A 12,055-nucleotide genomic window follows, 5' to 3' on the forward strand; every position below is an offset into this window, starting at 1 on the left:
CATCAAAGCGCACGATGGTAAACAAAAGAAACAGCGGAGACAATGCAATGGCCACAGGATATTTCACCCACCGCGATTGCTGGCTGCACGATATGGGGCCGGTGCACCCGGAATGCGCGGCCCGGCTGGACGCCATCGAGGACCGGCTGCTGATGAGCGGCGTGCTCGATGCGCTGCAGCGCCACGATGCGCCCAAGGCCTCCATCTACGACCTGGAGCTGGCGCACAGCCGCATGCACGTGGCGGCCATGCGCGGGCTGGACTTGCTGATGCAGGAAGAGCTGCAGGCCGGCGGGGACGGCTACTCGCAGATCGACACGGACACCATGCTCAGCCCCCACACCTGGAACGCGGCGCTGCGTGCCGCCGGCGCGGTGGTGGCCGCCACCGAGTTGGTGGTTGAAGGCAAGCTGGACAATGCCTTCTGCGCCGTGCGCCCGCCCGGCCACCATGCCGAGCACGACAAGGCCATGGGTTTTTGCTTTTTCAACAATGTGGCCGTGGGCGCCATGTATGCGCTGCATCGCTGCCAACTCAAGCGCGTGGCGGTGGTGGATTTTGACGTGCACCACGGCAACGGCACCGAGGACATCCTGGCCAAGGAGCCCAAGGCCCTGATGGTGGGCTTTTTCCAGCACCCGTTTTACCCGCACAGCGGCGAAACGCCCAAGGGCGAGAACATGCTCAACGTGCCCGTGCCGGCCTACACCAAGGGCATGGACGTGCGCGAGATCATCGACATGCTGTGGCTGCCGCGGCTGGAGGCCTTCCAGCCCGAGATGCTGTTCATCAGCGCCGGCTTTGACGCCCACCACGAGGACGACATGGGCCAGCTGATGCTCAACGAGAGCGATTACAGCTGGATCACGCAAAAGCTCGTCGAAGTGGCCCAGCGCCATGCCAAGGGGCGCATCGTCTCCAGCCTGGAAGGCGGCTATGTGCCCGATGCACTGGCGCGCTGCGTCGAGGCGCACGTGCGCGTGCTGGCCGGTCTGTAGTCAGGACGGCGCGCATATGGAAGGAGAGGATCGCATGGCCTCACAGGATTTGCTGCTGGTCGAGCGCCAGCCCCATGGCGTGGTGCAGCTCACGCTCAACGATCCGAGGCGCTTCAATGCGCTGGGCGGCCAGATGTTGGAGGCGCTGATCAACCAGTTTCAGGCGCTGGCCGATGATGCGCAGCTGCGCGCCGTGGTCATCGCCGGCAACGGCAAGGCCTTTTGCGCCGGCCACAACCTCAAGGACATGGCCGCCCACCCGGAGCTGGCCTGGTACCAGGCGCTGTTTGCGCAGTGCAGCCGCTTCATGCTGGCCATCCACCGCCTGCCGGTGCCGGTCATCGCCAAGGTCGATGGCATCGCCACGGCGGCTGGCTGCCAACTGGTGGCGCAGTGCGATCTGGCCGTGGCCAGCGACAGTGCGCGCTTTGCCGTCAGCGGCATCCAGTACGGCCTGTTTTGCTCCACGCCCAGCGTACCGCTGGTGCGCAACGTGCCGCTGAAAAAGGCCATGGAAATGCTGCTCACGGGCGAATTCCTCTCGGCGCAGCAGGCCCTGCAAGCCGGGCTGCTCAACCGCGTCGTGCCGGCCGAGCAGCTTGATGCGGCGGTGCAGGATTTGGTGGCTGCCATCGTCGCCAAGCCGCGCATTTCCATCGCGCGTGGCAAGCAATTGCTCTACGCTCAGCAAGAAATGGGACTGGAGGCGGCCTACCAGCTTGCCGCCCAGACCATGGCCATCAACATGATGGACGCTGCCGCGCAGGAGGGCGCGCAGGCCTTCGCGCAAAAGCGCCCGCCGCGTTGGCAGGACTTATAAGAGCCTGTTCAAAGGCTCTGCACGGCCTACGGCGTGTTTGGCCGGCGCAGCCGTGAACAGGCCCTAGAATGCCCCGCGTTGCGATTTTTCAAAACCTGAAGCCGAAATCCTCTCGCCAAGGCAGGGCTTCCCCATTAGGAGAGACAACGAAATGACCAAGGTCCTGGTACCCGTCAAGCGCGTGGTCGATAAAGACATCAAGGTGCGCGTGAAGTCCGACAACAGCGGTGTGGACATTGCCAATGTCAAGCACAGCATGAATCCCTTCGATGAAATCGCCGTGGAAGAGGCCGTGCGCCTGAAGGAAAAAGGCGCCGTCAGCGAAGTCATCGCCGTCTCCATCGGTGTGACCCAGGCCCAGGAAACCCTGCGCACTGCCCTGGCCATTGGCGCTGATCGCGCCATTCTGGTCGAGACCGCCGACGAGGTGCAGCCGCTGGCCGTGGCCAAGCTGCTCAAGGCGTTGGTGGACAAGGAGCAGCCCGGCCTGGTCATCATGGGCAAGCAGGCCATCGACGACGACTCCAACCAGACTGGCCAGATGCTGGCCGCGCTGGCCGATTTGCCGCAGGCCACCTTTGCCTCCAAGGTTGAGCTGGCCGATGGCAAGGCCACCGTCACCCGCGAGGTCGACAGCGGTCTGGAGACTGTTGCCGTGAACCTGCCGGCCGTCGTCACCACCGACCTGCGCCTGAACGAGCCGCGCTATGTGACGCTGCCCAACATCATGAAGGCCAAGAAAAAGCCGCTGGAGACCGTCAAGCCCGCCGACCTGGGCGTGGACGTGGCGCCGCGCCTGAAGACCCTCAAGGTCAGTGAGCCGCCCAAGCGCAGCGCCGGCATCAAGGTGCCGGACGTGGCCACGCTGGTCGACAAGCTCAAGAACGAAGCCAAGGTCATCTGATCGACGGGAGACAAAACACCATGACGACACTCGTAATTGCCGAACACGACAACGCCAGCCTGAAGGCAGCAACGCTCAACGCCGTGACCGCTGCGGCCGCCATCGGTGGCGAGGTGCATGTGCTGGTCGCTGGCCACAACGCGGGCGAGGCCGCCAAGGCCGCAGCGCAGATCGCTGGCGTGAGCAAGGTGCTGCACGCCGATGGCGCAGCGCTGGAAAATGGTCTGGCCGAGAACCTGGCCGCGCAGGTGCTGGCCGTGGCCGACGCTTACAGCCACATCCTGTTCCCCGCCACCTCCAGCGGCAAGAACACCGCGCCGCGCGTGGCCGCCAAGCTGGACGTGGCGCAGATCTCCGACATCACCAAGGTCGTCAGCGCCGATACCTTCGAGCGCCCGATCTACGCCGGCAACGCCATTGCCACCGTGCAAAGCGGCGATGCCAAGAAGGTCATCACCGTGCGCGCCACCGGCTTTGACGCCGCTGCCGCCAGCGGCGGCTCTGCCGCAGTGGACAGCGTGGCCGCCGTGGCCGACTCGGGCAAGAGCAGCTTCGTCAGCCGCGAAGTGAGCAAGAGCGACCGCCCCGACCTGACGGCAGCCAAGATCATCGTCTCCGGTGGTCGCGCGCTGGGCAGCGAGGAAAAGTTCAAGGAAGTCATCACCCCGCTGGCCGACAAGCTGGGCGCAGCCATCGGCGCCAGCCGTGCCGCAGTCGATGCGGGCTATGCGCCCAACGATTTGCAGGTCGGCCAGACTGGCAAGATCGTCGCGCCCGAGGTGTACATCGCGCTGGGCATCAGCGGCGCCATCCAGCACTTGGCCGGCATGAAGGACTCCAAGGTCATCGTCGCTGTGAACAAGGACGAGGAAGCGCCGATCTTCTCCGTGGCCGATTATGGTCTGGTGGGCGATTTGTTTGAGATTGTGCCTGCCCTGATCAAAGCCCTGTGAATTTATGGATAAGTCCATTTAGAGGGTGTTGAGGAAAAAGGCGTCCTTTAGGCGCCTTTTTTATGAGTTTGTTTGTGCTCTTTGTTGCATGAGCTGATTTCTATAAATCTGTTCTTGCTTGAGCAATTTTGAAGCAAGGTGAGCTATGAGGACTTTCCGTTTTTTTGCTTGGGTTTTCTTTGGTTTTTTGATGTTGGGGGCGTCGGCTCGTGCGCAGTCGGATGTTGAGGAGGTTTCTGGCCTGCTTGTTAATAATTCGGTTTATTCAAGCATCTCTAAATTCTCTGATGAATCCGGTGATCTCATAATCTATTTCTTTAAGAATAAATCTAAGGTGGGGCGAAGTATTTTGTCGAAATGTGTTCCTGAGCTCTATTGTGCTGTAAGATTGAAAGCTAAAGACGCTGAGGAAGTCCCTAGTGAAATTAGTGATGAATTTGATTTTTCTGCAGCCTTTGTTGTGCAACAAGTTGTCAATGTAGAAATATCTGCTATTGATTACGATAATGTCTCTGATAAGCTTGAAACTCGCTACGGTGTTCTCGGTGTGGACGATGAGAATCGTTTGACGTTCAACGGAGTGCTCGTTCATCCAGAAGTTGAGGGAAACTATAGCTTGGAGCTCAGGCATGTTTTTGAAGACGGTGATTTGGATTTAGCGCTGGTTGAGGTTGTCGGGGGTACGGCCTGCCCTGCATTGTTTAGGCTGATTGAAATTAATGCTAAAGGGGTTCGAAGGGTTACTGAGGAGTTCGGTAGTTGTTCGGATTACGTTAGATATTATCAGCGTAAAGATGGTGCGGTAGTGTTGCATGCAATTCAGTTTGAAAATGGTTCGGGTTTTAAAGGGGGGCGTGGACGTCTTGACTTTGTTTATAAGAATGGCGTTTTGAAAGAGTTTCTGAAGAAGCCTACTTGGTCTGCTAAGTAGTTGTCTTTTGAAACTGTAACGGTGTGGAGTGGGGTTAGGTTTTTCTGAATAGAAATATTTGACTTTATCTCCCTCCTGCTGGTTTTTTTGAGCGGAAGGTAATGTGTTGTGCTGTACTGAGTAGCAGAGAATTTTCGTATTCTCGAATAGAGGATTATTAGCACTGGAGATCCGATTATGAGTTATCAAGCACCCATCAAAGATTTGCTGTTCAACATCGAGCATCTGGCCAACATCGAGGCCGTGGCCCAGCTGCCCGGCTTTGAGGAAGCTGGCCTGGACACGGCCCAGGCCGTGTTGCAAGAGTGCGCCAAGTTCAACGAGGATGTCGTGGCCCCGCTGAACGTGGTGGGCGACACCCAGCCTTCGAGCTGGAAGGATGGCCAGGTCACCACCTCGCCGGGCTTCAAAGAGGCCTTTGCACAGTACGCCGAGGGCGGCTGGCAAGGCCTGCAGCACGATGCCGAATTCGGCGGCCAGGGCCTGCCCAAGACCATCGGCGCGGCCTGCCAGGAAATTCTCAACAGCGCCAACCTCAGCTTTGCGCTGTGCCCGCTGCTGACCGATGGCGCCATCGAGGCATTGATCACAGCCGGCAGCGATGCGCTCAAGGCCACCTACCTGGAAAAGCTCATCTCCGGCCAGTGGACTGGCACCATGAACCTGACCGAGCCGCAGGCCGGCTCCGATCTGGCGCTGGTGCGCTCGCGCGCCGAGCCGCAGCCCGATGGCACCTACAAGGTCTTTGGCACCAAGATCTTCATCACCTACGGCGAGCACGACATGGCCGAGAACATCGTGCATCTGGTGCTGGCACGCGTGGCCGGCGCGCCCGAGGGCGTCAAGGGCATCAGCCTGTTCGTGGTGCCCAAGTTCCTGGTCAATGCCGACGGTTCGCTGGGCGATCGCAACGACGTGCACTGCGTGAGTATTGAGCACAAGCTGGGCATCAAGGCCAGCCCCACGGCGGTGCTGCAATTTGGCGATCACGGCGGCGCCATCGGCTATCTGGTGGGCGAGGAAAACCGCGGCCTGGAGTACATGTTCATCATGATGAACGCCGCCCGCTACGCCGTGGGCGTGCAGGGCATTGCCGTCTCCGAGCGTGCCTACCAACAGGCCGTGGCCTATGCGCGCGAGCGCGTGCAAAGCCGCCCGGTCGATGGCTCGGTCAAGGGCAGCGCGCCCATCATCCACCACCCGGATGTGCGCCGCATGCTGATGACCATGCGCGCCCTGACCGAAGGCACGCGCGCCACGGCGCTGACGGCCGCGGCCGCCTACGACGCTGCGCACCGCCACCCGGACGCCCAGGTGCGCCAGGAAAACCAGGCCTTCTACGAATTCATGGTGCCGCTGGTCAAGGGTTACAGCACTGAGATCAGCCAGGAAGTCACGGCGCTGGGCGTGCAGGTGCACGGCGGCATGGGCTTCATCGAGGAAACGGGTGCAGCCCAGCACTACCGCGATTGCAAGATCCTGACGATCTACGAAGGCACGACCGCCATCCAGGCCAACGATTTGGTTGGGCGCAAGACCGGCCGTGACGGTGGGCAGGTCGCCAAAGCCATTGCCGAGCGCATCGCCAAGACCGAGCAGGAGCTCGCTGCGCTGGGCACGGAGCCAGCCCAGGCCGTGGCGCGTGAGCTGGCCGCTGCCCGCCAAGCCTATCTGGACGTGGTGGACTTCATCGTCGCCAATAGCCGCGAAAACCCCAATGCCGCCTACGCCGGCTCCGTGCCCTACCTGATGCTGGCGGGCAACCTGGTGGCAGGCTGGAACATGGGCCGCGCCCTGCTGGCCGCGCAGGCCGAGCGCGCCAAGGGCCAGGATCAGGCCTTCTGCGACGCCAAGATCACCACCGCGCACTTCTACGCCGAGCACATCCTGCCGCGCACCAAGGCCTTGCGCGACGCCATCGTCAACGGTGCGCACAGCGTCACCGAGCTGCCGCTCGATGGCTTTTGATCGCATGGCGCGATGAAGGGCATTACGCAGTTGCGCCACAGCGCCTGGCCTGCCAGGCGCTGTGCGCGCGCGGCAGTGATGCACCCTGCATGGTGCGGTTTGGCAGACTCTGCGGGTGAGCCTCTATTGCGGAAAACGCAGCGGCGGCGCATAGTGCAGCTTCAGGCTTTTGTGCGGGCCGGGCGCCCAGCCCGCGCGAGGCGCTGAGCAAAAAGCCAGCTTGGGCTTTTGCCTGCCAGTGCATTGACGCTCAGTGGGCAAAATGCGCTGGCGCCGATCATCACGAAAGGAGCAAGTCTTATGAACCTGACCATTAGCGGACACCATCTGGAAGTCACGCCTGCATTGCGTGAATTCGTCACAAGCAAGCTCGCGCGCGTGGCCAAGCGCTTCGACCAGTTGATCGATGTGAGGGTGGTGCTGGGGCTGGAGAACACCAAGGAAAAGCAAGGGCGCCAGACGGCCGAATGCACCATGCTGCTCAAGGGCGGCGACATCCACATCAAGACCGCGCATGAGGATTTGTACGCAGCCGTCGATGAAATGGTGGACAAGCTCGACCGCCAAGTGGTGCGCTTCAAGGACAAGCTCAAGGAGCATGACCATCAGGCCCACAAGAAGACCATTTCTGCTTAAGCGCATTCGTCCTTGAGCCGAATCTCTCAATGACAAGCCCGCCCTGGCGCTTTGCCTGGCGGGCTTGTTGTTTGCTCGGGGCTGCTTGCGCCCCATACCAAACACTGGGCCTGACTGTCAATACATCGTGAATGTCAAGTCCAACTAGGGGAAATACCGAGAGATTGAAGGGGTGCTGGACTGTATAGGCATAATCTTCCCCCACTTATGAACCGTCTAGCCTCCATCCTGCCTCTCGAGCGCGTGCTGGTGCACGTCGAAGTCACGAGCAAGAAGCGTGCTTTCGAAGAAGCTGGCCTGCTGTTTGAAACCCTGCATGGCCTCTCGCGCGCCGTCGTCACCGACAGCCTGTTTGCGCGCGAGCGCCTGGGCTCCACTGGCCTTGGGCACCGCGTGGCCATTCCGCATGGTCGCATCAAAGGATTGAATGCGCCGATGGCGGCCATTTTCCAGTTGGCGCAGCCCATCGGTTTCGATGCGCCCGATGAGCAGCCCGTCAGCCTGCTCATCTTCCTGCTGGTGCCCGAGGCGGCCACCGAAAAGCACCTGGAAATCCTTTCGGAAATTGCCGAGATGCTCAGCGATGTGGATCTGCGCGAGGCCATGATCCATGCCGATGATGCGCAGCAGCTGCACAGCCTGGTGGCCAATTGGCACCCCAGCCAGTTGCCCGCCGAGGTGCAATAAGGCCGGCCATCATGCCCAACACCGTCAGCGCTCAGGCCCTGTTCGACGAATTCGCGCAGGCCTTGCAATGGCGCTGGATTGCGGGGCGCAGCGCTTATGCGCGGCGTTTCGATGAGCGTGCGCTGCGCTCGGCGCGCGCCAGTGCCGATCTGGTCGGCTATCTGAACTACATCCACCCATTCCGCGCGCAGGTGCTGGGCGAGTCCGAGGTGCGCTATCTGACCAATGCCACCGAGGCCGATTGCGTGCGCCGCGTGGCGCGCATCACGGAGCTGGAGCCGCCAGTGCTGATCCTGGCCGATGGCCAGCAGGCGCCGCAGGCCCTGCTGGACATGTGCGAGACGGCGCAAATCCCCATGTTCGCCACGGCCGAGTCCTCGGCCTACGTCATCGACGTGATGCGCAGCTACCTGTTCAAGCTGTTTGCGGCCAGCACCACCTTGCACGGCGTGTTCATGGACATTCTGGGCGTGGGCGTGCTCATCACCGGCGAATCCGGTCTGGGCAAGAGCGAGCTGGGCCTGGAGCTGATCACGCGCGGCCATGGCCTGGTGGCCGATGACATCGTTGATGTGGTGCAGATCAACCAGAACGCGCTGGAGGGCAAATGCCCGCAGCTGCTGCAGAACTTGCTGGAGGTGCGCGGCATTGGCCTGCTCGACATCCGCGCCATCTTTGGCGAAACCGCGGTGCGCCGCCGCATGCGGCTGCGGCTGATCGTGCATCTGGTGCGCCGCGAAACCATGGAGCGCGACTACGAGCGCCTGCCGCACGAGCCGCTGACCGAATCCATCCTGGGCGTGCCGGTGCGCAAGGCCATTATCCAAGTCATGGCCGGGCGCAACATCGCCGTGCTGGTCGAGGCGGCGGTGCGCAACTACATCCTGCAGCTGCGCGGCATCGACACCTACCAGGAATTCACCCGCCGCCAGCGCCTGGCCATGCAGGCCGACGGCGCGCTGCCTGAGTCCGACGATTCGCAGCGGCCAGCCTCCGACTGAGCAGGCGTCTGAAACGCCGGCCTCCGCCTGCGGCCCCCTCAGCCGAACAACTGCGCCAGGGCCAGGCCAGGCTCGGGCGCGCGCATGAAGGCCTCGCCCACCAGGAAGGCGTGCACGCCGGCCTCGCGCAGCAGCTGCACGTCCGCAGCCGTGGCAATGCCCGATTCGGTCACCAGCAGGCGCTCGGGCGGGACGTGCTTTTGCAGCTCCAGCGTGGTCTGCAGGCGGGTCTCGAATGTGCGCAGGTTGCGGTTGTTGATGCCCAGCAGCGGGGCTTTCAGGCGCAGTGCGCGCTCAAGCTCATGGGCGTCGTGCACCTCCACCAGCACGGCCATGTCCAGCGACAGGGCGATGGCTTCGAGCTCGGCCATCAATCCATCGTCCAGCGCGGCGGCGATGAGCAGCACGGCATCGGCGCCCATGGCCCGTGATTCGTAGATGTGGTAGGGCGCGACCATGAAATCCTTGCGCAGCACCGGCAGATCGACGCTGGCGCGGGCTTGCTTCAGATAGTCCACGCTGCCCTGGAAGAACTGCCGATCGGTCAGCACCGACAGGCAGGCGGCGCTGGTGGTTCCATCGCCCTGGGCGTAGCTTTGTGCGATGTCCGCAGGAATGAACTGCGCATCGGCGCGCAACAGGCCCTTGCTGGGGCTGGCCTTCTTGATCTCGGCAATGACGCCGGCCTGGCCCTGGGCGATCTTGGTACGCAGTGCGCCCTCGAAATCGCGCGTCAGCACACGGCTTTCGGCATCGGCGCGCACGGCGTTCAAGGGCATGCGCTTTTGCGCGGCGGCGATCTCTTCATGCTTGACGGCAATGATTTTTTCCAGGATGTCGGACATGGCGGCAGCGGTGTGTGCGGATGGGCAAAGCCCGCAGTGTATGCGCAGGCGGGCGCGGCCAGCGCCTGGCGCACGGCCATGTCCTTGGCCTTGCTATGATGCAAACCCTTTGGGGCGGTGGCCTGGCGCGCAGGGCGTGCGGGCGTACATGCCCGCCATCACGACCAAGCTTGAACGAGGAAAGGGCTGTTGGATGCGATACGGATTCCATGCCATGTTGGCTGCACTGTGCTGCGGCATGTTGACTGCCTGCGCCACTGGCGCCGGGGTGGCAGGCGCGCCCGACAATGGGCCAGCCCAGCCGGATCAGCCTGCGCAGCGTGACCTGTTTGCCCAGGCCAGAGCGGACCATGTCGGCAGCCCGATGGCGCCTGCTGCAGCGCCTGCGCAGGCCATGGATGCGCTGACGGCGTACCACTGGCAGCTGCGCACGGTCACCGGGCGAGACGGCGCCTGGTTTGGCCGGGGCCAGCGCGCCTTGCGAACGCCGGTGCAGCTGCGCTTTGACGGCCAGTACCTGGGCGTCAGCGGCCTGTGCAATCTGTTGAGCGCCACCTACCTGGCAGGGCCGGATCAGCTGCGTGTGGATGTGCCCATGCAGACCAAGAAGGCCTGCGCCGATCAGCGTTTGATGACGCTGGAGCAGCAGTTGGCAGCGGCCTTGCCGCAGGTGCGCAGCTGGCGCATCAGCGGCCCGGCGCACGCGCCGCAGTTGCGGCTGGAGTTTGCCAATGGCAGCCAGTGGCAGCTTGAAGGCGCGCCCACCCATGCCACGCGCCATGGCGCGGCCCCGCAGACCATTTTTCTGGAAGTGGCGCCGCGCACCCGGCCTTGCAGCGAGGCCGGCCGCACGCGCCAGTGCCTGGAGGTGCGCCGCGTTGAGTTCGATGCTCAGGGCCTGCGCCAGTCGTCCGGGCCGTGGGAGCTGTTCCATGAGCCCATCGAAGGCTTTACCCATGAGCCGGGCGTGCGCAGCTTGCTGCGCATTCATCGCTACCCGGCCCGGGGCGGCCGCCCGGGGGTTGCCAGTCCGTACGTTTACGTGTTGGACGAGACCGTGGGCACCGAGTGGGTGCAACCGCAGCGCCCTTGAGACCGTCAAAGGCAGAGCAGGCTTTGCCGCAGCGCTGCCGCTTGAAGACGCCGCCCGCACAGGGCGGCTTTTTTACTCCATGCACAGTGCCCGCGCCTTGGCAGAGCGCAGGCGCTGTCCAGCGCGGGTGGGCCGGTAGAATGCGCGCTGGATTTCGCAGTCACCGGCCGCGGGCGCAAGCACACATTGGCGTGAGCACAACCAACGCAGCGTCATGGCTGGATGAGCCGCCCTGGGCCTGCGCGCGCTGAGCCGCCAAGCCTGCCCGTCGTCATTCATTCGCACCAAAGGAGAAACGCACCCATGTCCACAGCCGAACAACAGCAGCGCATCGCCAGCGGCCAGGGCTTCATCGCCGCGCTGGATCAAAGCGGCGGCAGCACGCCCAAGGCGCTCAAGCTCTACGGCATCGAGGAATCGGCCTACAGCGGCGAGGCGCAGATGTTCGATCTGGTCCATCAGATGCGCACCCGCATCGTCAGCAGCCCGGCCTTCGATGGCCAGCGCGTGCTGGGCGCGATCCTGTTCGAGATGACGCTCGAGCGCGACTTCAACGGCAAGAATGCGGCCAGCTACCTGTGGGAAGACAAGCGCGTTGTGCCCTTTCTGAAGATCGACAAGGGCCTGCAGGATGAGGCCGATGGCGTGCAGCTGATGAAGCCCATCCCCGGCCTGGCCGAGTTGCTGGCGCGCGCCAAGGCCAAGGGCGTGTTTGGCACCAAGGAGCGCTCGGTCATCAAGGCCAACAACCCGGCGGGCATTGCTGCGGTGCTGGATCAGCAGTTCGAGCTGGCGCAGCAGGTGCTGGCCGCGGGCCTGGTGCCCATCATCGAGCCGGAGGTGGACATCAAGGCAGCGGATAAGCAGGCCATCGAGGCCGAACTCAAGCAAGGCCTGCTGCAGCGCCTGGACAAGATCCCCGCCGCCACGCCGGTGATGCTCAAGCTGACGCTGCCCACGGTGGACGGCTTCTTCGACGAGCTGGTGGCGCACCCCAGCGTGCTCAAGGTTGTGGCGCTCTCGGGCGGTTACAGCCGCCAGGAGGCCAATGCCAAGCTGGCGCGCAACCCCGGCGTGATCGCCAGCTTCAGCCGCGCACTGACCGAAGGCCTGTCGGCGCAGCAAGGCGATGACCAGTTCGACCAGGCGCTGGAGGACTCCATCGAATCCATCTACCAGGCCTCGATCGCCTGATCGGCCATTTGCGTTGTGCACTGTG

At 62.9% G+C, this 12,055-nt stretch carries 12 protein-coding genes; 11 read left to right on the forward strand and 1 reads right to left on the reverse strand.

The window, feature by feature from the left end; translation table 11 throughout:
- Positions 1 to 47: 47 nt before the first annotated feature.
- The 9 genes from CLI93_RS09005 to hprK all read left to right on the forward strand — a co-directional run bounded on the left by CLI93_RS09005 (position 48) and on the right by hprK (position 8,898).
- Positions 48 to 998 (forward strand): histone deacetylase family protein, encoded by a 951-nt coding sequence (locus CLI93_RS09005; protein ID WP_095995863.1) that lies wholly within the window; start codon positions 48 to 50, stop codon positions 996 to 998.
- A 34-nt stretch (positions 999 to 1,032) separates the two neighbouring features.
- Positions 1,033 to 1,818: an enoyl-CoA hydratase gene (locus tag CLI93_RS09010; protein ID WP_172425539.1), complete on the forward strand. Its 786-nt coding sequence runs from the start codon at positions 1,033 to 1,035 to the stop codon at positions 1,816 to 1,818.
- Positions 1,819 to 1,969: 151 nt separating this feature from the next.
- On the forward strand, positions 1,970 to 2,722 hold the full coding sequence (locus tag CLI93_RS09015) for an electron transfer flavoprotein subunit beta/FixA family protein (RefSeq protein WP_095995865.1): 753 nt from the start codon (positions 1,970 to 1,972) through the stop codon (positions 2,720 to 2,722).
- 20 nt (positions 2,723 to 2,742) lie between these two features.
- Complete coding sequence (locus CLI93_RS09020; protein WP_095995866.1) at positions 2,743 to 3,675, forward strand: electron transfer flavoprotein subunit alpha/FixB family protein; 933 nt, start codon at positions 2,743 to 2,745, stop codon at positions 3,673 to 3,675.
- 145 nt (positions 3,676 to 3,820) lie between these two features.
- Positions 3,821 to 4,606: a hypothetical protein gene (locus CLI93_RS14885; RefSeq protein WP_143326997.1), complete on the forward strand. Its 786-nt coding sequence runs from the start codon at positions 3,821 to 3,823 to the stop codon at positions 4,604 to 4,606.
- Positions 4,607 to 4,783: 177 nt separating this feature from the next.
- A complete protein-coding gene (locus CLI93_RS09030; RefSeq protein ID WP_095995868.1) occupies positions 4,784 to 6,574 on the forward strand; it encodes an acyl-CoA dehydrogenase in 1,791 nt (596 codons plus the stop codon).
- 300 nt (positions 6,575 to 6,874) lie between these two features.
- Positions 6,875 to 7,210 (forward strand): ribosome hibernation-promoting factor, HPF/YfiA family, encoded by a 336-nt coding sequence (gene hpf, locus CLI93_RS09035; RefSeq protein WP_095539279.1) that lies wholly within the window; start codon positions 6,875 to 6,877, stop codon positions 7,208 to 7,210.
- 207 nt (positions 7,211 to 7,417) lie between these two features.
- Positions 7,418 to 7,897 (forward strand): PTS sugar transporter subunit IIA, encoded by a 480-nt coding sequence (locus tag CLI93_RS09040; RefSeq protein WP_095542224.1) that lies wholly within the window; start codon positions 7,418 to 7,420, stop codon positions 7,895 to 7,897.
- A gap of 8 nt (positions 7,898 to 7,905) precedes the next feature.
- On the forward strand, positions 7,906 to 8,898 hold the full coding sequence (hprK, locus tag CLI93_RS09045; protein WP_095542304.1) for an HPr(Ser) kinase/phosphatase: 993 nt from the start codon (positions 7,906 to 7,908) through the stop codon (positions 8,896 to 8,898).
- Between the two features lie 38 nt (positions 8,899 to 8,936).
- Here hprK and trpC read toward each other — a convergent pair whose 3' ends face one another.
- A complete protein-coding gene (gene trpC, locus CLI93_RS09050; RefSeq protein WP_095542223.1) occupies positions 8,937 to 9,743 on the reverse strand; it encodes an indole-3-glycerol phosphate synthase TrpC in 807 nt (268 codons plus the stop codon).
- Between the two features lie 193 nt (positions 9,744 to 9,936).
- On the opposite strand from trpC, the gene CLI93_RS09055 reads away from it, so the two are divergent.
- Positions 9,937 to 10,836, forward strand: coding sequence for an META and DUF4377 domain-containing protein (locus tag CLI93_RS09055; RefSeq protein WP_172425540.1), 900 nt, complete (start codon positions 9,937 to 9,939; stop codon positions 10,834 to 10,836).
- A 303-nt stretch (positions 10,837 to 11,139) separates the two neighbouring features.
- Complete coding sequence (locus CLI93_RS09060; protein WP_095542222.1) at positions 11,140 to 12,030, forward strand: fructose bisphosphate aldolase; 891 nt, start codon at positions 11,140 to 11,142, stop codon at positions 12,028 to 12,030.
- Positions 12,031 to 12,055 lie beyond the last annotated feature (25 nt).

The sequence above is a fragment of the Vandammella animalimorsus genome (assembly GCF_002288875.1).
GTDB lineage: Bacteria > Pseudomonadota > Gammaproteobacteria > Burkholderiales > Burkholderiaceae_C > Lampropedia > Lampropedia animalimorsus.

Excerpts from the sequence above, each read along its gene's own strand:
- CLI93_RS14885 (WP_143326997.1), top strand. The coding sequence starts at position 3,821 with ATGAGGACTTTCCGTTTTTTTGCTTGGGTTTTCTTTGGTTTTTTGATG.
- CLI93_RS09055 (WP_172425540.1), top strand. The coding sequence starts at position 9,937 with ATGCGATACGGATTCCATGCCATGTTGGCTGCACTGTGCTGCGGCATG.
- CLI93_RS09030 (WP_095995868.1), top strand. The coding sequence starts at position 4,784 with ATGAGTTATCAAGCACCCATCAAAGATTTGCTGTTCAACATCGAGCAT.
- CLI93_RS09040 (WP_095542224.1), top strand. The coding sequence starts at position 7,418 with ATGAACCGTCTAGCCTCCATCCTGCCTCTCGAGCGCGTGCTGGTGCAC.
- CLI93_RS09005 (WP_095995863.1), top strand. The coding sequence starts at position 48 with ATGGCCACAGGATATTTCACCCACCGCGATTGCTGGCTGCACGATATG.
- trpC (WP_095542223.1), bottom strand. The coding sequence starts at position 9,743 with ATGTCCGACATCCTGGAAAAAATCATTGCCGTCAAGCATGAAGAGATC.
- CLI93_RS09020 (WP_095995866.1), top strand. The coding sequence starts at position 2,743 with ATGACGACACTCGTAATTGCCGAACACGACAACGCCAGCCTGAAGGCA.
- CLI93_RS09015 (WP_095995865.1), top strand. The coding sequence starts at position 1,970 with ATGACCAAGGTCCTGGTACCCGTCAAGCGCGTGGTCGATAAAGACATC.
- CLI93_RS09060 (WP_095542222.1), top strand. The coding sequence starts at position 11,140 with ATGTCCACAGCCGAACAACAGCAGCGCATCGCCAGCGGCCAGGGCTTC.
- CLI93_RS09010 (WP_172425539.1), top strand. The coding sequence starts at position 1,033 with ATGGCCTCACAGGATTTGCTGCTGGTCGAGCGCCAGCCCCATGGCGTG.
- hpf (WP_095539279.1), top strand. The coding sequence starts at position 6,875 with ATGAACCTGACCATTAGCGGACACCATCTGGAAGTCACGCCTGCATTG.